This is a genomic window from Desulfuribacillus alkaliarsenatis, from assembly GCF_001730225.1.
Taxonomy (GTDB): Bacteria; Bacillota; Bacilli; order Desulfuribacillales; family Desulfuribacillaceae; genus Desulfuribacillus; species Desulfuribacillus alkaliarsenatis.
Genome location: NZ_MIJE01000003.1, coordinates 53,789 through 73,382, shown reverse-complemented (window position 1 = coordinate 73,382; position 19,594 = coordinate 53,789). Strand labels below are relative to the sequence as shown.

The 19,594-nt window shown below is 40.8% G+C and carries 18 protein-coding genes and 1 tRNA gene; 2 read left to right on the top strand and 17 right to left on the bottom strand.

What is annotated here, in order from left to right:
- Positions 1–27: 27 nt before the first annotated feature.
- A tRNA-Arg gene (locus tag BHF68_RS04565) sits at positions 28–103 on the top strand.
- Between the two features lie 58 nt (positions 104–161).
- On the opposite strand, the gene whiA is transcribed toward BHF68_RS04565, so the two are convergent.
- The 14 genes from whiA to BHF68_RS04495 all read right to left on the bottom strand — a co-directional run bounded on the left by whiA (position 162) and on the right by BHF68_RS04495 (position 15,305).
- Complete coding sequence (whiA, locus tag BHF68_RS04560) at positions 162–1,103, bottom strand: DNA-binding protein WhiA (RefSeq protein WP_069642478.1); 942 nt, start codon at positions 1,101–1,103, stop codon at positions 162–164.
- A gap of 20 nt (positions 1,104–1,123) precedes the next feature.
- Positions 1,124–2,380 (bottom strand): gluconeogenesis factor YvcK family protein, encoded by a 1,257-nt coding sequence (locus tag BHF68_RS04555; RefSeq protein WP_301553597.1) that lies wholly within the window; start codon positions 2,378–2,380, stop codon positions 1,124–1,126.
- Positions 2,380–3,234 carry an RNase adapter RapZ gene (gene rapZ, locus BHF68_RS04550; RefSeq protein ID WP_245669634.1) on the bottom strand — a complete coding sequence of 285 codons (855 nt, stop codon included), beginning with the start codon at positions 3,232–3,234 and terminating at the stop codon, positions 2,380–2,382. Before rapZ ends, BHF68_RS04555 begins: the two co-directional genes overlap by 1 nt.
- 265 nt (positions 3,235–3,499) lie before the next feature.
- Positions 3,500–5,437 (bottom strand): selenocysteine-specific translation elongation factor, encoded by a 1,938-nt coding sequence (gene selB, locus BHF68_RS04545; RefSeq protein ID WP_069642476.1) that lies wholly within the window; start codon positions 5,435–5,437, stop codon positions 3,500–3,502.
- A gap of 36 nt (positions 5,438–5,473) precedes the next feature.
- Positions 5,474–7,141, bottom strand: a complete 1,668-nt coding sequence (locus tag BHF68_RS04540) for a tetratricopeptide repeat protein (protein ID WP_069642475.1) — start codon at positions 7,139–7,141, stop codon at positions 5,474–5,476.
- A gap of 146 nt (positions 7,142–7,287) precedes the next feature.
- Positions 7,288–8,028, bottom strand: coding sequence for a bifunctional phosphoribosyl-AMP cyclohydrolase/phosphoribosyl-ATP diphosphatase HisIE (gene hisIE / locus BHF68_RS04535; protein ID WP_084019207.1), 741 nt, complete (start codon positions 8,026–8,028; stop codon positions 7,288–7,290).
- The gene (hisF, locus tag BHF68_RS04530) at positions 8,025–8,783 is read right to left on the bottom strand and encodes an imidazole glycerol phosphate synthase subunit HisF (RefSeq protein WP_069642474.1); all 759 of its coding nucleotides are present in this window, start codon (positions 8,781–8,783) and stop codon (positions 8,025–8,027) included. Before hisF ends, hisIE begins: the two co-directional genes overlap by 4 nt.
- Complete coding sequence (gene hisA / locus BHF68_RS04525; protein ID WP_069642473.1) at positions 8,777–9,526, bottom strand: 1-(5-phosphoribosyl)-5-[(5-phosphoribosylamino)methylideneamino]imidazole-4-carboxamide isomerase; 750 nt, start codon at positions 9,524–9,526, stop codon at positions 8,777–8,779. Before hisA ends, hisF begins: the two co-directional genes overlap by 7 nt.
- Positions 9,527–10,271: 745 nt before the next feature.
- On the bottom strand, positions 10,272–10,886 hold the full coding sequence (gene hisH, locus BHF68_RS04520) for an imidazole glycerol phosphate synthase subunit HisH (protein ID WP_069642472.1): 615 nt from the start codon (positions 10,884–10,886) through the stop codon (positions 10,272–10,274).
- A gap of 2 nt (positions 10,887–10,888) precedes the next feature.
- The gene (gene hisB, locus BHF68_RS04515; RefSeq protein WP_069642471.1) at positions 10,889–11,479 is read right to left on the bottom strand and encodes an imidazoleglycerol-phosphate dehydratase HisB; all 591 of its coding nucleotides are present in this window, start codon (positions 11,477–11,479) and stop codon (positions 10,889–10,891) included.
- Position 11,480: 1 nt separating this feature from the next.
- Positions 11,481–12,752, bottom strand: a complete 1,272-nt coding sequence (gene hisD, locus BHF68_RS04510) for a histidinol dehydrogenase (protein WP_069642516.1) — start codon at positions 12,750–12,752, stop codon at positions 11,481–11,483.
- Positions 12,753–12,797: 45 nt separating this feature from the next.
- Complete coding sequence (gene hisG, locus BHF68_RS04505; RefSeq protein ID WP_069642470.1) at positions 12,798–13,430, bottom strand: ATP phosphoribosyltransferase; 633 nt, start codon at positions 13,428–13,430, stop codon at positions 12,798–12,800.
- A 1-nt stretch (position 13,431) separates the two neighbouring features.
- Positions 13,432–14,649 carry an ATP phosphoribosyltransferase regulatory subunit gene (locus BHF68_RS04500; RefSeq protein WP_069642469.1) on the bottom strand — a complete coding sequence of 406 codons (1,218 nt, stop codon included), beginning with the start codon at positions 14,647–14,649 and terminating at the stop codon, positions 13,432–13,434.
- Between the two features lie 152 nt (positions 14,650–14,801).
- Positions 14,802–15,305 (bottom strand): metallophosphoesterase family protein, encoded by a 504-nt coding sequence (locus BHF68_RS04495; protein ID WP_069642468.1) that lies wholly within the window; start codon positions 15,303–15,305, stop codon positions 14,802–14,804.
- Between the two features lie 171 nt (positions 15,306–15,476).
- On the opposite strand from BHF68_RS04495, the gene BHF68_RS04490 reads away from it, so the two are divergent.
- On the top strand, positions 15,477–16,103 hold the full coding sequence (locus BHF68_RS04490) for a YktB family protein (RefSeq protein ID WP_069642467.1): 627 nt from the start codon (positions 15,477–15,479) through the stop codon (positions 16,101–16,103).
- 31 nt (positions 16,104–16,134) lie between these two features.
- Here the strand turns inward: BHF68_RS04490 and ppaX are convergent, their stop codons facing one another.
- From ppaX to BHF68_RS04475, 3 genes are all read right to left on the bottom strand, one after another.
- Positions 16,135–16,779: a pyrophosphatase PpaX gene (gene ppaX / locus BHF68_RS04485; protein WP_245669633.1), complete on the bottom strand. Its 645-nt coding sequence runs from the start codon at positions 16,777–16,779 to the stop codon at positions 16,135–16,137.
- Between the two features lie 11 nt (positions 16,780–16,790).
- A complete protein-coding gene (gene lgt / locus BHF68_RS04480; RefSeq protein WP_069642466.1) occupies positions 16,791–17,609 on the bottom strand; it encodes a prolipoprotein diacylglyceryl transferase in 819 nt (272 codons plus the stop codon).
- Between the two features lie 261 nt (positions 17,610–17,870).
- Positions 17,871–19,571, bottom strand: a complete 1,701-nt coding sequence (locus BHF68_RS04475; protein WP_069642465.1) for a peptidoglycan DD-metalloendopeptidase family protein — start codon at positions 19,569–19,571, stop codon at positions 17,871–17,873.
- Between the last annotated feature and the right edge of the window lie 23 nt (positions 19,572–19,594).

The following is a 19,594-nucleotide window of genomic DNA, read 5'->3' as shown; positions in this document are numbered from 1 at the left end:
AATGAAATGTGCACGTTCTTTTCACTAGCGCCCATAGCTCAGTTGGATAGAGCACTGGCCTCCGGAGCCAGGTGCGGGGGTTCAAGTCCCTCTGGGCGCACCATTAAACACCTACTCTTCCAGCTTTCTTACCTTTTCTTACTTCTACTTATTCTAGCTTTTTACTCCTTAAGCTTACCCGCTTTTAACTTGTCTGCTATCTCATTAAGCTTTCGCAAGCGATGATTAACCCCAGACTTACTTACCTTATGACTAAGCATGTCTCCTAATTCCGTTAAATTAATATCAGGATGCTGTAAGCGTAGCTCGGCAATTTCCCGGAGCTTATCTGGCAATTCCTCTAGGCCAAGAACTGAATCTATAAGCTTAATATTCTCTATTTGCTTCATAGCTGCATTAATCGTTTTATTTAAATTTGCAGTTTCACAATTAACCAGTCTGTTTACAGAATTGCGCATATCTTTAATAATTCGTATGTCTTCAAAGCGAAGTAAGGATTGATGGGCACCGACGATACTCATAAATGCAGATATTAGTTCGCTTTCCTTAATATAGAGGACAAAGCCTTTTTTGCGTTCAATGCATTTAGCATTGAGTCCAAATGAGTTGGCCAGCTCGGACAGCTCAGTGCAATGCCCCTGGTATCCCGATGCTATTTCTAGATGATATGACGCTCGTTCTGGATTATTAACTGATCCACCAGCTAAAAAAGCCCCTCGTAGGTATGCCTTCTTACAGCATTTTTTCTTTACTAATGTAGAATGGATCTTTTCTACTGGCTGCATAGACTCATCTACAATATATAATTCTTGTAAAATATTTCTAGCGTTTTCGGTAATTCGTACGATATATGTGTTATTTTTCTTTAAGCGCATTTTTTTTCGCACTAGTAGCTCAGGTGTTATCTCAAACAGCTCTTTACAGAGAGAATATATACGCCTAGCAATGGCTGCATTCTCCGTCTTTACATCTACATACATGCGTTTCTGGCCAAGACCGATACTACCGTTCATTCGAACTAGGGCAGATAATTCCGATTTTTTACAGCAATCGCTTGCTTTTATGAATGTTAATTCTTTTTTCGTATGTGCAGCAAATGACATTTCATTTCACACCACTTTCTCTAACTATGCTCAGTACTTGAAGTCTGGATAACTACTTCCCCTTGAATTTGTTCACTTCTGTTAGCCAATAGCTTCAGGATTAATCTACTTACTTTTTTCGAATCATGCCTGAAATAGGTGTGACTAATACTTAAATCCTCTGCTATTACTTCAAGGCCAAGTCGTTTTAACTTTTCTATCTGAAGTTCAACTGGCTCTGCTCCCTGGGCATCGTACTTCTTCGTTATTGTTTCAGGAACCTTACCTTCATGACATATAATTGTATCAAACAAACCATGTCCGACATGGTTATAGATGGACTTCACATGGTCATAGGCAGAATATCTATCTGTCTCCCCAGGCTGCGTCATCACATTACATATAAAAACCTTAGGTGCCGACGCTGCACTGACTTCTGCTGCAATCCCATTAACGAGTAAGGCTGGCAATACACTCGTGTATAGACTTCCTGGACCTACAATTATCATATCTGCACTTTGTATAGCCTTAATAGCCTCTGGTGTCGCCTCTATTTCTTGAGGCTTTATAAACACCTTCTGGATTACACCGTTGGCCTTGGGAATTGAAGATTCTCCTTGGATGATACGGCCATCCTTCATCTTGGCAACTAACTGAACAGGCTCTTCGGCAACTGGTATTACCTGCCCCCTCACTGCTAATACTCGGCTCATCTCGCGAATTGCCGATTTAAAATCCCCCGTAATTTCCTGCAGGGCTGCTAAGAGTAGATTTCCAATACTATGACCAGATAGGTTCTTACCACGATTAAAGCGATGCTGTAGGAGCTTTTCTAATAAAGGCTCTGTATCAGCCAATGATACTAAGACATTACGAATATCACCTGGTGGTAGCATCTCTAATTCGTCACGCAAACGCCCTGAGCTACCGCCATCATCAGCTACTGTAACGATTGCCGTTAAGTCTAAGTCGTACTCCTTTAGTCCGCGCAAAAGCATTGAAAGGCCCGTACCACCACCAATAGCTACTACTTTACTGGGAGTATGCTGTGGCCGCTGAGCAAATTGCAAGCGTATATCATAGTAGTAGTGTAGGAATCCAAATACAGCTAAAATAATCCCTATAACACAAATCATAGCTGCAACCGCCGTTGTCAGCCATAATGGTTCCTCTGAGAGTATTAAGTTTTCAAACAAAATTGCGGTACTTAAGACAGCTAAAACCAATCCGCAAATCCCTAAAAGAATTCCGAATGTACGCTGTTTCGCCCGCAGTTTTTTTGTTCTACCGTAAGGCATTATAAATTCCCATCCCGATGGGTAATCTGCACTGGATAGTTTTTGTCCCTAAGATAATTAGCGAGATATTCAGTGGTTGCAACGGAACGATGTCTACCGCCTGTACAGCCAATAGCAATCATCAGTGTAGCCTTACCCTCTTTTTTATATTGTGGTAATAAAAATTCTAATAGATTAGTCAGTTTCTCCAAAAACACCTGTGTTTGTGGCCACTGCATTACATAGTTGTATACATCCTGATTCTGACCAGTGTATGGACGAAGCTCATCTACATAGTGTGGATTTGGCAAAAAACGCACATCAAAAACGAGGTCAGCGTCAATTGGTACACCATGTTTAAAACCAAAGGAAACAATCGATATCTGCATATCCTGCTTCTCATTATCTGAAAAGAAACCAGCGAGCTTTTCTTTAAGCTGTTGTGGCTTCAGTTGCGTTGTGTCGACAATAAAGTTTGCAATACCTTTAATCTCACTTAGTCGCTTACGCTCTTCTTTAATCCCTTCCAAAAGCTGTCCTTCTGGTGCAAGGGGGTGTCTGCGTCGTGTTTCTTTGTAACGTTTTACTAGTACTTCATCTGCAGCATCTAAGAATAACACCTGTGGCGTCATTTTCCCTTCTAAAGTTAAATCGCGCAAGGCAGCAATTAAGCTTGGGAAAAACTCACGGCTCCGCAAATCAATGACGAAGGCAACCTTCTTCAGCTTTCCCTCCGACTGTTCAACGAGCTCTGCAAATTTCGGAATCAGCACTGGTGGAATATTATCTATACAGAAGTATCCTATATCCTCTAGAGCTTGAACGGCAACAGTTTTCCCTGCCCCTGACATTCCCGTAACTACAAGTAAATTCATAAACATCACCGCCTGTCACTCTATTATATATCGAACCTCCCCATAAAATCCAATAGATATGAAAATTTGCTAAAATTTAATAAATTCTAGTATGTTCTAAAAATACACAAAAAAATAGACGTGTTTACGATACACGCCAAGAATTAAGTATATATAAAAAGGGGGTCAAAATTCTTTTGACACCCTCATTATAATGCCTATATATTGCAACAGTATTACAGCCTGGTTAAGAACTTGTGACATTTTATAAATACAGCAAATAACTTTAACTTTTCTTTAGTAATACTCGCTCGTCGCCAACTCTGCGTGTAATTTTCTCACGATCAAAGTACTCAAGTAAGGCAACGGTATATTTTCTTGACGAATCTATTTCGTCACGGAAATCACTGACTGTGAATTTCTCTTTTTTAGCCGACAGTGCTTGCAGAACCTCAACTAAATGTTCAATTGTCTGACGATGATAGAACATCCCGTCAGCTACAAACACTAAAGTATCCTGCTCCACTAGATACATCAACAAATCCAGTAGCCTTTGCTCCGACTTTAAGGCAGGTATACGTTCAAGGACTTCTTTATTACTTGGAACCGATATTCCAGCATCTGAGTAAATCTTAGTTAACTGCTGCAGTAGCTGCTCATCTTCGGCGGTTAATTGCACCTGATAACCCCTTAATGCAAGTGAATCTCCAACTGATTCTATACTTTCCTGGAATTCCTGTTCGTTCCAAATCGCTTCTAATACCTTCGGTTTATATGCTGTTTTTTTCGTAGCGGCTACGATTTCACTATGAAGCTGACCCTTCGGTGCGAAGCGAGTGAATTTATGCTGCTTGTAATAGGCCTCTATTAAGCTAATCGTAGTTTTTAAAATGTATTGATATTCAGCACGCAAGATATACATCGCTAACGCTTCGACAAAATGCACCTGTTTACTACTTATAAGCCCCTTTAGTTCTTTCTCTACGATATCAGGGCTTGATGCCTTGACATCAGTGGTCAATGTTTTTAGATTGGCTACACCAATGTTTTTAAGGTTTTCTAGTATGCGTTCAGCTAGACCACCCTTTTCCTTCATGCGTAATTCTTTTAGCGTTTGTTCGTGGAATCGCTTGTAGAACTTAGCAGGATGTGGCTCTATTACAACGCCCCCCGCTATGGTTTCCATAGGTGAGTAAAAGCGTATAATTAGTCGATCCTTCGGCTCTACTACAATTGGTGACTCAAGCTTAAGCTGGGCCAATCCAGCCTGCCCTGAATTGAGCGTGTCCGATTCTAGTAGCACCACTCGTCCAAAAACCTCACTGCTGCCAGTATATATCCTTACCCGCGAGCGATTTGCCAGCTCCCGTGGCGACGGGTCTATCATCTGAATTCTTACATCGATCCTATTAGTCGGCTGAAAAATGCTAGGCTCTGCCACAACCATGCCACGCTCAATCTCAGCAGACTCTAAGCCAGAGATATTTAATGCTAGGCGTTGACCAGCATAGCCTGTTTCAACCTTACTACTATGGTGCTGGACACCACGAATTCTTCCTTCCTGACCATCTGGTAGCAGTTCTATTTTATCTCCAATGTTCACCATACCAGAAATAGCAGTACCTGTTACTACCGTTCCAAAGCCAGAGATGGAGAAGATTCTATCAATAGGCATGCGAAAGGCTGCAATTGTTTCTTTAGTTTTTATCGTATCTGCTAATTTAGCGATTTCTTGCTTTAATTCATCTATACCTTGTCCAGTTGTAGCAGAAACCGCTACAATCGGCGCATCCTTGAAGGCTGTGGTCGCGAACTGTTCACGAACCTCTTCTTTTACAAAATCAACCCACTCATCTTCTGCTAAATCAGCTTTGGTCAACACTATGATACCCTTCTTAATCCCCAAGAGATTCAGGATATGGAAATGCTCCGTAGTCTGCGGCATAATTCCTTCGTTAACATCAATTATGAGTAGTACAAAATCTATGCCACCAATTCCCGCAAGCATATTTTTGATAAACTTCTCGTGACCAGGAACATCAATAACACCAATCGTTCGACCATCATTTAAGGTGAATGGAGCAAATCCAATATCAATGGAAATCCCCCGCTCCTTCTCCTCCTTAATATAGTCTGTTTCCTTGCCTGTAAGGGCACGAATCAATGTTGTTTTTCCATGGTCTATGTGCCCTGCAGTCCCCATTATTATGTGTTTGTTATCCATCTTTTCACACCTACTACTTTGTCAATTTACGGTAAATTACCTTCTTTGCAAGCGCTTACAGATTTTTAATAGCTCTTTATATTTTGACGATAATGTTGCAGTCGAGATGCTATATTTATTGGCAATTTGCGCTTGCGTTTTTCTATAGCCATGCAGCATGAAAACTGCATACTCTAACGCTGCTGCCCAACTGTTAGCATGGAATCTCTTAGGCATATCCGTGCCTTTTTTACTAAGAAACTCAATCCAAATTGACTCAAGGTCTGCTACCAGAGTTGTATTATCTCCTGAATCATCATCTAATGTGCCGATAACCAGCTCTAACACTTGAATCCATTCTGGCTTCCAGGTTATGTACATCTTGCTAACCTGCTCTTCGGTCACCTCAGTTTTCTTTCTTTTCAAAACCACTTCGTAAGGACCCTTAATATCATACTGATGGAATAGGATTAGGATTACTTTTTTTAGCTCATCACTTTCCTCAGGGCTTTGTAAAAAGGCGTCGAACTCACGCTTAACCTCATCATCAAAGACAATACTAAGCAGTCGAATTACGTTGAGCTTAGTGGTTTCATTGCTGTGTTTTAGAGCCCAGGATAAAGACATTTTAACAATAGGATCTTGCAATATCTCTGTTGTTACCTTCTTCTCTAATCGTAGCTCTACCCGTTTTAGATGCTCTTCAAAGGGCAGATTATAGAAGTATCCTAATTTGCTTACTGTTGTATTAAGTTTAATGGCGTTTTTAATTAGCTCATAATAAAACTTCGGAATATCTGAGCCTGGATCAAGCTTTTGCGCCTTGTTTAAATAGTTTAATGCAATCTTGTGCCGATTTGTATTAGCTGCTGCTATGGCAAGCATGAAATACACCTGATAATCATTGGCAGTTTCTCGTCTAATAATTCTTCGGAAATGACGATAGGCTTGTTCATGTTCTCCAAGCATACCTAATGTCAACGCTAGCTTATATATGTGGTCGTCAAAGAGCGGAGTTACTGCCCTTAAATAATTTAGCTCTACATTCATTAGTTCCTCTAGCTGCTGTTCATAATAAAAAATTGCTAGGTTGCAACGGGCATGAATATTATCTAAATCGACTTCTAAAACCTTTTTCGATTCCTTAATTGCAGCCTCTGTTTTCCCTAAATAGAAATATGTAAGCGCTAGATTGTTTCGGGCAACGTGATAGTCTGGATATTCAGCTAGGATTTTTGCAAGCTCCTTTAATGCTTCCTCGAACTTACCTTCCTCTAGCAGCCTTTGAGCAACATCATCGTTAATCGTTTCTTTGTCGTACTCCTCATCATCATCAACATCACCGAAAAACTCTAATAAATCTTCAGCATCTGATGCGAATTCACCGTTAATATCAACTTCAAGATACTTATTAGCGTATGTTGCGGCACGATCGAAGTCACCCATATTCGCGTAATTATTGGCAATATAGAAATAGCATTCATAGGCTTTACGATCTATATAATTTATAACGTGGAAAAGGATTTTATTACTTTCCCTGTAGTCTCCTATCTCTGACATTACTCCAGCTAAATTGCAATGATTAAGCGCATTATACGGATCGTGCTCAATAGCACGCTTGAAATATTTAATTGCACCTTTATAATTCATTTTGTCTAAGCAGCGAACTGCCCGCTCAAAGAAAAAGTTTGAATTCACCTTGAGAGGAATTATTTTGTTACTCATTATTTATCATCCTCCATTTCGCTAAGGCCTAGCATTAGCATTTGCCTCCCATAAAAACTAATATACTACCAGCGTATGTATTCCTATACGCCGATAGTATATCATAAAATAAAATCTATTTCACACTGCTGGTTTTTCATGCAACTTTATACATCTTTTTTATGCCTGTTTGCAAGCTCATCCACAATTTGCTCAATGGTAATACCTTGGTTTTGCAGCAAAACAATCAAATGATACATTAAATCCGCAGACTCATACACTAGTTCTTCTGTGCTGTTATTCTTAGCTGCAATGATAACCTCGCCGCTCTCTTCAGCAATCTTTTTCAAAATTTTATCTACACCTTCATCGAACAGATAGGTGGTATAGGAGCCTTCTGGCCTTGTCTCCTTGCGCTCCTGAATATATTGTTCTAGCTGATATAGGAAATCTAACACTGGTGGCTTTTGCTTCTTACCCATCATGTTAGATGCAATCGGAGTCTCAACATTACCTTGATCGTCTGCTTGCTTTGGCCATCCATCAAAGAACGAACGGTAAAAGCAGGTATTCTCTCCCGTGTGACAAGCTGGACCCTTAGGGTTTACTAAAAACAGCAGGGTATCTTGATCACAATCATAGCGGATATCGACAATCTCCTGAATGTTACCAGAGGTTGCCCCTTTATTCCAAAGTGCCTTGCGACTACGACTCCAAAACCATGTTGTTCTTGTTTCAATAGTCTTTTGCAGTGATTCACGATTAGCATAGGCAAGCATCAATACTTCCTTCGTCTCTGCATCTTGAACAATCGCAGGAAGTAAGCCTTCGTCTTTTTGTGGAAAATTAATGTCCTGTAAACGATTTGCTAGATCTAAGGAATTGACCGACATAACATCTTGACTCATCGCACAATAACCCCTTTCTCCTTTAGAAAATCCTTTACCTCTTTCACAGATGTTTCCTTATAATGAAAAATTGACGCAGCTAAAGCAGCATCAGCATTTGTTTGTTCAAATACATCGACAAAATGCTCCTTATTACCTGCACCTCCTGAAGCTATTACAGGAATTGAAACAGCATCACTGACGCGCTTAGTTAACTCGATATCAAAGCCATCCTTCGAGCCATCGGCATCCATACTTGTAAGTAGAATCTCACCAGCACCTAGGCGCTCCACTTCCTTCGCCCAGGCAATTGCCTCTAGTTCAGTCTGATTGCGTCCACCATGTGTTAGAACCTCAAAGTCATCCTGCTCTGGTCGATAGCGAGCGTCAATAGCAACAACAATACATTGGCTTCCAAAGCGCTTGGCTGACTCTGTTACTAAGCTAGGATTTAATACCGCCTGTGTATTTAATGATACCTTATCTGCGCCTGCACGTAAAATCCGTTTAATATCATCTACATTAGAAATTCCACCACCAACGGTAAAAGGTATAAATACCTCCGACGCCGTGCGCTCAACAACCTGAATCATTGTCGCCCTACCTTCGTGGGACGCAGAAATATCTAAAAACACAAGCTCATCAGCACCCTCTTTATCATAAAAGGATGCAAGCTCTACAGGGTCTCCTGCATCACGTAGATTAACAAACTGGATCCCTTTTACCACGCGACCGTCCTTAACATCTAAGCAAGGAATAATTCGTTTCGTTAGCATTCGATCCCTTCTTCCTTCACCTGTTTTAGCGTGACCGCATCTGTGTATAATGCTTTCCCAACGATAGCGCCAACAATTCCCTTATCCTTAACTGCTGTTAAATCCTTTAAGTCCTGCATATTACTTACGCCACCAGAAGCTATTACGTCAACCTGAGCCTCCGTTGCAAAGTGTACCATTTCTTCGATATTAGGTCCTGTTAAAGTACCGTCACGGGATATATCTGTATAGACAAATAATCTCGCTCCCCACTCCTTAAGCTCCTTAGCTACATCAGTCGCCTTTACTTCTGCTGTCTCTAACCAGCCCTTCGTTGCCACATATCCGTTGCGACAGTCTAATCCGATGACTACCCGCTCACCATATGTTTCAAGTGCTTCCTTTACAAATGCTTTATCTTCAACAGCTGAAGTGCCGAGAATCGCTCGATTAACACCAGCTTCTAAAACTTGCTTTAACGTCTCCATTGAGCGGATGCCGCCACCGTACTGAATTGGGATTTGCTTCCCGTCTTCTATACCCGCTTGCACCATCCCTGTAGCTACTTCTAGATGCGCTGGCCTGCCATCCTTAGCTCCGTCTAGGTCTACTACATGAACAAATTTCGCCCCCTGCTCGACCCATGTCTTATATACTTCCACAGGATTTTGGTGATAGACCGTCTCCTGATTGAAATCTCCTTTAAAAAGTCGTACGCATTTGCCGTCGCGCATGTCGATGGCTGGGTAGATGGTAAAGGTCATGTGTGTTCCTCCTCAAAATTTAGTTAGTGATTGAAGTTAAATTGACGTGAGTAGAAACATTTTAATTCGCTCCCCTGCTTTCGGTTGTTACATTTCTAAGCTCGGACAGCCAAACTCCAAAACTCCCTCCGGACACTACCCTCCGGTCAGACAGTTGGAGTTTCTGGCAATCCTTCACTAAGAAATGTTAAACAACCTTCCGCTATAGGTCGCTCATCAAAATATTCCCACTCACTTAGTATAACAATACTATGTCTGCTTCAAAATATATGGTTACGGTGTCGTCTCGCTTATATGTTATGTCTGCTTTGAATAGCTGGATGTGCTGTCGTTCCACTTATATGTTATGTCTTCTTCAGAATAGCTGGCTGTGTCATCCCGCTTTAAGTAGTGCGTGGGGGATGTGTTCGGCTATGTGAACTTTGCTGGAGGCTTTGCTAAAATTACTTAGCGAAGATTTCCGCAAAAAGCTTCACCTGTTTGAGCGGTTTGTGCGAGTGCATTCTGCACACTCCTCCCACTTTAATTCATCCGCTTCATACTATACTATGTTTGCTTCAGAATAGCTGGCTGTGGTGTCGATGAGCGAGCTTTGGTGAAAGCATTTAGTAGTGCTTGACGAAGTTCTGGCAAGTTAAGCTCCTCCTGTTTGAGCCCCTTAGGGCGAGTTTGGAGCTTTGACAGACCGAGCCTTAGCAATACTTAATGCTGTAGGCTTTGGCGAGTAAATTGATATCATAGCCAGCTATTCGCTGCTACATCTCTCACCAAAATTCCTCAACAGTTGCAACCCAACCTCACTACTTTTCTCAGGGTGGAATTGCATACCAACGATATTATCTCTTCCAACAATAGCAGTTACATCGCTATGGTAATCAGTGGTCGCTAGGACGTGGTCTGGATTATCCACTTTAGCATGGTAAGAGTGTACGAAATATACATGACCGCCCGTACTAATATTATTAAATATATAGTGATTGTCATCATGAAGCTGTAGTTGATTCCAGCCCATCTGTGGAACTTTAAAGTTCCCTTGAAAGCGGACAACTTTTCCAGGTATTAATCCGAGTCCTTGATGCTCTCCCATCTCATTGCTACTGTCAAATAGTAGCTGCATACCTAAGCAAATGCCCAGGAAAGGTTTGCCAGTGTTTATGAACTCTTTTATAGCTGGAATGAAATTTTGGGTTTGGAGGTTTTCCATGGCATCCCCAAAGGCTCCTACTCCTGGTAAAATAACACCGTTCGCGTCTTTAAGCTGTCCGGGCTTATCGACAATTTGTGGCTCGTAGCCTAATTTTTCAAGGGCCTTCGTAACACTTCGCAAGTTGCCCATCCCATAATCAATAACTGCAATCACTGTTATAATGCTCCCTTCGTAGAGAGTACCCCTTGTACCCGTGAATCAAGTTGTGTCGCGTCATCTAATGCTCGTCCTAGGGCTTTGAAAATCCCCTCAACCATGTGATGTGTATTTTTGCCGTAGTGAATTCGAACATGTAAGGTTATCCGAGCTTCTAGCGCAAATTTCCACAGAAATTCTTCCACAAGCTCAACAGAAAAGTTACCGACGGTATCAGTTGGGTATTCAGCACGATACTCTAAATGTGGGCGATTGCTTAAATCAACAATTACCTCAGCCAATGCTTCATCCATCGGGACTAGTGCGTGACCATAGCGTTTAATACCTGCTTTATCACCTAAGGCCTTGTTAAAGGCTTGCCCTAATGTAATCCCCATGTCTTCTGTAGTATGGTGATCGTCGATTTCAATATCGCCAAAGCCTTTGATTTCTAAGTCGAAAGACCCGTGCTTTGCCCATAAATCTAACATGTGTGTCATAAATGGTACATCTGTCTGGATGTCTCTCTTTCCAGTACCATCGATATTTAATTTGACAGCAATTTTTGTTTCTTGCGTTTCTCTCGTCAGTTCTGCGGTGCGTGTTGTCATTTTACAACCCCTCCATTTCCAAGCGTATCGCTACGGCTTTACCATGGGCATCTAAGCCCTCTTCATTAGCAAAGGATACAATCTTTCTGCCATTTGCTTTCAAGGCTTCCTTACTATAATAGATAACACTCGATTTTTTTATGAAATCATCTACTGATAACGGTGAAGAAAATCTTGCAGTACCACTTGTCGGTAATACATGATTCGGCCCTGCAAAATAGTCCCCTACTGGTTCTGAGCTATATGGCCCTAAGAATATTGCGCCAGCATGTCTGATTTCTCCAAGGTAAGAGAATGGTTCTTCAACCATCATCTCCAGGTGCTCTGGTGCTATATCGTTAATTACCGCAAGCAATTCTTCGCGATTTGCTACTATAATAATTTTACCCTGCTGCTCTAATGATTGTTTAGCAATTTCGTTCCGATCTAGTTCAAGAAGCTGTTTAGCAAGCTCCTGGCGAATTTCTTCCGCCTGCTGCCTCGAGGTTGTAACACAATAAGCTGCTGCTAATACGTCGTGCTCAGCTTGAGAGAGCATATCTGCTGCTGCATAAGCTGGCGTAGCTTTTTCATCACAGGCAACTAGTATTTCACTCGGTCCAGCAATCATGTCAATATCGACTACACCAAAGACCATTTTCTTGGCTATAGCAACATAAATGTTTCCTGGTCCCGTTATCTTGTCGACCCTAGCAATTGATTCCGTACCATATGCCATGGCTGCAACCGCCTGTGCTCCACCAATTCGATAGATTTCCGTAACCCCACATTCCTTAGCAGCTACAAGTATAGCTGCCGGGATTCCGTCCTGCCCTGGTGGTGTACACATTACGATTTCTTTAACGCCAGCAATTTGTGCAGGCAGCACATTCATTAACACTGATGAAGGATATGCTGCAGTTCCCCCTGGAACGTATACGCCTACGCGATCTAAGGGAGTAACCTTTTGACCCAGTATTGTACCGTTTTCTTGCGTAGAGAACCAAGAGTTTTGCTTCTGTTTTTCATGATATTTTGTAATGTTTTCTTTTGCATCACGGATGATTTCAATTAGTTCTGGAGCAAGCTTAGTGTAGGCTGCTTCTATCTCAGCCTCTGAAACCCTTAGCTCATTAAGCTCTACTTTGTCAAATTGCTTGGTTAAACTTTTAACCGCTGCGTCACCCTTAGTCTTCACTTCATTTATTATGCTCATAACGGCTGTCAGCTGCTGCTCAGTGCCCGTCTCTACATCTCGCTCATATTTAAAGTCCTTCGCGTCAAGTATTTGAATATCTACCACTTAGTTCCCCCCTTAACTATTGTTATTAGCTATCGTTTAACCATTGTTATTGGTTATTGTTTTCTCTAAGGTATCTACTATATGAGTTATCTCGCTATGCTTCATACGGTAGCTCATACGGTTCGCAATCAAACGACTGGTAATTGGCATAATTTCTTCTAGCTCTACAAGACCGTTTTCCTTGAGCGTTCTACCCGTTGAAACTATATCTACGATGCAATCTGCCAAGCCGATGAGTGGCGCTATTTCAATTGAGCCATTAAGTTTGATAATTTCTACCTGCTTACCCTGCTGTCGGAAATAATCTGAAGCGACACGGGAGAACTTAGTAGCGATTCTAGGAATCATCCGATATTTTGTATTAGGCATCCCCGCAACACACAGTCTACAGGCAGCTATTTTTAAGTCTAGTAATTCATACACATCACGATTTTCCTCTAGTAAAACGTCCTTACCGACAACTCCTAGGTCGGCGGCCCCGTACTCTACATAGATGGGAACATCAGATGGTTTAGCCAGAATAAAGGTCATCTGTGCCGACTCATCTTCGATGATTAGCTTGCGAGATAAGTCGCCGTTTTTAGGTAAGGAAAAGCCACATTCTCTAAGCATTTCAATAGCTTCATACATAATCCTTCCCTTTGGCAGGGCAACGACTAGCTTTTCCATGTTACTGTTCCCCCTTTAACGAAGCTGGCGATTTAACGCTCCACGTATCATAGTCCCAAACCTCAGCATAATGTAGATTTTGCTTGCGCGCCTCCATTACAGACGCTAAGTCAGCCTTTGCACAGCCTATTACTTCCACCTTGTAGCCTTGCTGACGCCATAGTTTCGCCTGTTCAATAGCGGCCTGTAGCTCTGCCTGCTGTTCTTGATTAAATAGAAGTAGATATGTGTCAGATGCTTGGTCTTCCATACTCAATGCTTCAATAAGGCGCTCTACCCAGATACCAAAACCGACTGCAGGAGCCTTTCTACCAAACTCACTAATTAAATCGTTATATCGTCCACCGCCACAAATAGGAAAGCCTACAGGGGGTGCATACACCTCGAAAATCATGCCCGTATAGTAGTCCTGACCTCTAAGGGTTGTGAAATCTATATGCATATATTTTGATACATCGTAATTCTCCAAAATATCCCATACCTGATCAAGATAAATTAGTGCATTAATTGCTTTCTCGTTCTTAACTAAAGTTCGAGCTTTAGCAATCATGCTACGGTCGCCCTGGAGCTTAGGTAACGTTAATAATGATTTGCGTGTCTCTTCATCAATTGAAAGCGACTTTACGTATTCGCTCCAGCCAACATAATCTTGTTTAATCAAGATTTGCTTTAATTCTGAAACATACGCAGGTGCTTTCTCATTTAGAAAAGAATCTAGAAACGACGTCTCTCCTATGGCAATTTTAAAATTATCTAATCCAGCGGCTTTTAGCGCCTCAGCAGCTAAGGCTACCACCTCTGCATCTGCATATGGCTCATCACTACCAATTAGCTCTACGCCAGATTGAAAGAATTCAGCATCCTTCCCAGCGTCTTTTTCTTGCATCCGATAAATGGATGTATTATAGCATAAGCGCATCGGCAGAGGTTCATCTTTAAGTAACGACGCTACAACCCTAGCTATTGGTGTAGTCATATCTGGACGTAAAACTAGAGTCTTACCGTTCCGGTCAATTAATTTATAAAGTCTATGCTGCAAAATATTACTGCAGCCGCCAATCGTATCAAAATACTCTAAAGCTGGGGTAATAATTTCTTGGTATCCCCATAATTCTAAACAGCTCCCTATTCTCCGCTCAACTTCCTTCTTCCAGCGCACTTCTCCTGGTAGATAATCTCTTACACCTAATGGTTTTTCAAACACAAGTGGTTTTGCCATGTTTCTCTCCTCCAATGCCAGTTAGGTATTACTAATCCCTTTAGCACTTTAGCCTGCTACCATAATAAAGTGCAGGTATATTTCTAATATCCTAACATGGCACTACTAACGCTGTCAAGACAAAAATCCCCTTGTATAATGTACAAGGGGGGTTACTCTAAGACTGTAGTATATGTGTTAGTATCCTTAGGACGCTCTAAATTTATAAACTGCACCTTGCATTGTCTGGATTCTAACTCCATAATCGCCATGGAAATCGGCAGACTGAAACGCCTAGGTCCACAACTGCCTGGATTAATATAGACTATTCCTGCTTTTTCTTCAAAGGCTGGCTGATGGCTATGTCCACATATAATTATATTAACCCCCGCAGCACCTGGTGCAATATCTATTTCGTATAAATTATGTAATAAGTAGATGCTAGCTTCTCCTAGTTGTATTAAATCCGTTTTCGGAAATTTCATTGACCATTCACCATGGTCACAATTACCTCGCACCGCATAGACTGGGGCTATTCGCTCTAGCTCTTCAATTATATCCAGACCAACAATGTCACCAGCATGTAAAATCCTATCTACTCCTTGCAGTTCTTTAACAACTTCAGGCCTTAAAATGCCATGGGTATCGGAAACGATTCCTATTTTTATTTTTTCCATAGCAACCATCCTTTCGCTAAAAACTAGTCATTCTACAAGCTCCATCTGATTAAGTTTTCTTTATTATTAAAGCTTTCAATTCGCTTCCTAAATTAGATTTTGATAAAATCTAGCTAGCTTTCAAATACTATTTAAATCTTACAGTGATACTAATGATAGGAGCTGAATTTAATGAGTTTTACAGGATTTGATATTGCGGATTTTGACGTTTTAAATGTACATGGGCTAGACCCACGCATGGCTGCTATTTTAACTACAGTTAGGCCAAAGTTAACGGCAATAGGAGAGCACATAGCTCCATTCTTAAGTGCAAAGCTAGGACAGCCAATCTATCCACATGTAGCAAGGCATGCTCGCAGAACGGTAAATCCGCCAGATGATACTTGGGTGGCATTTTCCACTAACCCTCGGGGTTACAAAGCTTTACCGCACTTCCAGGTGGGCATTTGGTCTACCCATGCGTATATCGACTTTGCCATTATCTATGAATCCCAGAACAAAACTGTCTTTGCAGACAATTTAGCAAAACAGCTGACAGCAATTAAGCAGCAAATTCCCGCTAACTATACCTGGTCCCTAGACCACACCAAGCCTCATGGCGAACATGTCCATCATAATATGAGTGACGAGCTATTCAATGAATACATAGAGAAGCTCAAAACTGTGAAAAAAAGCGAAATCACTTGCGGTATTGAGCTAGATAAAAATACCGTCATTAACATGGATGGTCAACAGTTTCTACAAAAAATTGAAGATACCTTCGAGCGTCTTTTACCATTGTATAGGATATCGTTTTGATTATTATTTTAGCACTAAGAATATTTATATTTTAGCTAACGATTTCAATTAACTCACGCATATCATTTATTATGTAGTCTGGTTCGTATTGTGTTAGGTATTCTAAGCCTCTCATACTCCAGCCTACGGCACAGCTTGTTACGCCTGCGTTTTTTGCACCTAGAATATCTGCAGGATTGTCGCCGACCATAATTGTCTTTTCTGGTATAGCTTTAATTCCTTGCATTGCTAGTATAAGTGGCTCAGGGTCTGGTTTATGGGCGGCCGTATCATCAAGGCAAACTGTAGCACCCATGTATGCATCAAGGCCAAATAATGTTAAACCTTTCATAGCTGCCTGCCTTTGTTTCGTAGTTACGAGGGCCATCTTATGGCCCTTATCATGTAGCTCTTTCACAACCTCAAACACATTCGGGAAGGATTGCACAAGCTGATCATGATATTCTAAATTATGCTCCCGATATACACGCACCAAATCATCGGCTATGTCAGGGTCGAAGGTCGCCATCATATCATACAAAGGCTTGCCCATCATCTCTTGTACTTGTTCACGTTTGAATTTGTTTGGATGAAATTTATTTAAGGCATGCATAAACGATGTCAATATAAGTTCATTAGTATCAATCAGTGTTCCATCTAAATCAAAAAGAATATACGGGTATTTCAAAATTTCCACGCTCCAATCCCCTATTGCTCTCCGTACTTTTTATCTGCATAACCATTGGCACGACGATACCACATAAGTACTGCCGCTCCAATAATAATACCACCGCTCATGACCTGGGCTATACGAAGTGTCTCTGTCAGCATTAAGCTATCTGTACGCATGCCTTCTATGAAAAAGCGACCTACAGAATACCAAATAGCATACCCTAGGAATACATCACCTCGTCTTACCCAATCCTGACGCCTTAACCAAAAGATGATTAATAGGATTCCAGCAACATTCCATAACGATTCATACAAAAACGTCGGGTGGTAGTAAACACCACCTATGTTCATGTGCTCCGCAATCCACCAAGGTAATATATCAATAATCCATTGCGATTTTTCTGTAATCGGTCCCCCATGGGCCTCTTGATTAATAAAGTTACCCCAACGTCCCATAGCTTTACCGAGTAAAAATGAAGGGGCAGCCACATCCGCCATCATCCAAAAGGATATATTCTTCACCCTTGTATATATATATGCGGCTAATAAGGCTCCTATTAAACCGCCATGAATAGCTAATCCGCCTTGCCAGACTGCAATTATCTCTCCAGGGTTCTGACCATAATATTCCCAACGAAATGCCACATAGTATAAACGTGCCCCAATAATAGCTGCAGGCACACCAAACATCACAACGTCAACAAAATAGTCTTGGTTGATACCTAAACGCTTAGCTTCCCTAAGCGCTAAATATAAGGCAAGAAAAATTGCCGAACCAATAATTATTCCATACCAGTGTACAGATAACGGACCAATTCTAAAAGCAACACTGTCAATAACCGAGTAAAAGAACATGTCAACCACTCCAAATATCATAGTCATTCATCTTAAAATCCGTAATAAATTATTAAATAGAATTATAAATTCACAAAATTCATTATAGCATACAGCACTACCTTTTCCAAAAATTACACGAAACATTCACACTTTTTTTAACATCTATATATACATAATATATAGATAAGCCTAATAAAAAGTAGCACAACTTCTAAAATCAAAAGTTATGCTACCACATTTCTTATATCTATTTTTCCCTTTTTATATAAGCTAATTCTATTAGCGTGTTGATCCGTAATAATTCATTGGATTAACTGGACTTCCATTCAAACGAACTTCAAAGTGTAAGTGAGGTCCTGTGGACTGTCCTGTACTACCAACTCTACCAATTACTTCGCCCTTGTTAACAGTTTGTCCAACTCGAACGTTAATACTGCTTAAATGAGCGTAATAGGTCTGCATTGATGATGTATGAGCAACCCTAATTAGATTTCCGTATCCGCCATTCCAACCAGCGAAAACAACTGTACCATGGTCTGCAGCGTACACTGGAGTACCTGTAGGATTTGCAATATCTACACCCGTGTGTCTACGAGCTCCGCCAAACATTGAAGAAATACGTCCGCCACTTGTAGGCCAAGCTAATGTTCCACTTCCATTGGCTGGTACACCAATCGTTCCGCGTGCTACTACTTGCTCTACTGGCTCTTTAATGATTGTTTCTTCAATAATCTCGCGTTCTACTTCCTTGCCATTGATTTTCGAAATTCTGTAAACTACTTCTTTTTCCCCAGGTTGTCCCCTTGTTTGCACCCTTGATTCCCATGTATACATAGAGTTGTTATTTACGTTACGGGTACTAAATGGAATAGACTCTACTACTTGGATTTCTTCAACTACTTCGACATTTACAAAAGGTTCAGGAACTACTAAGCTCAGTTCGTCACCAGGACGGATTATATCACTTTGCGACGATAACTGTGGATTTGCATCCATAATTTCACTGACTGTGACTTTATTCTTCTGGGCAATTACCCAGATATTTTCGCCACTTTCAACTATATGCTTAATCTCTTTGTCAGTTCCTCTTAACAGAACGGCTGTTGCACTTTCTAAATCACGAATATCACTAGGCTGTGCCCATTCTACTTTATAATCTACACGGTCATTAATTTCCGCTACCATGACCCTAGAATTTTCACTATTAGATACATAAGCTTGTTTCACATTCTCGATAATTTCTTCAGCGTCCTGCTCACTAGCAACCCTTACTACTGGGTTGTCATTTACATAAATCATAACAGAGCGCGTTTGGAAATCTAGTAAATTTTTAGTTTTATTAAGCACTAGAGAGTCCTGTGCTTCTATTTCATTTTCAAAATACTCTTCATAGGTAATCTCGTTAATCAATCTTGCTTCTAAATCATATGCGTACATCAAATCCGTTAGCTGATTATTAATATGGTCTTCAATAATTTGTGTGTCAGAAACATTACCTATGTATGCTCCATCGATAAACACTTTGTACGTCTTATTTTCTTCCAAAAACAGTTGATGTTGTATCTGTGCTTGCTTCACCTGTTGACCGATGCCCACAACTGCTATAATCGCAACTAAAAACACACAGGTAATTATAAACGCTTTACTACGTAGAAGATTTTGATAATCCATTTGCTTTGCATTGGCAAAGCTATCACTTAGTTTATTTCTCAAAGTTATAGCACCTTTACTAAGTCTATCTTTTACAATTGCTGCGGTGTTACTTGCCTTTTCTTTTAACTTAGTAACATCAATGCTAGTAATATATTTCTTACTTTTATCTACATATTCACTTATATTCTCTTTAATTTTCATAAAATACATTTTGCTTCTAGTCGTCCCATTTCCTTTCTCTAATGTTGATATCTCTTGCTGTGACGGCTTGCCTGCTTTCTTTCGGTCGGTATGCTGTTTCCTCTCATGAGGTCTTTTCATTTTCATGTAGCTGACATTCACCCTTTCTA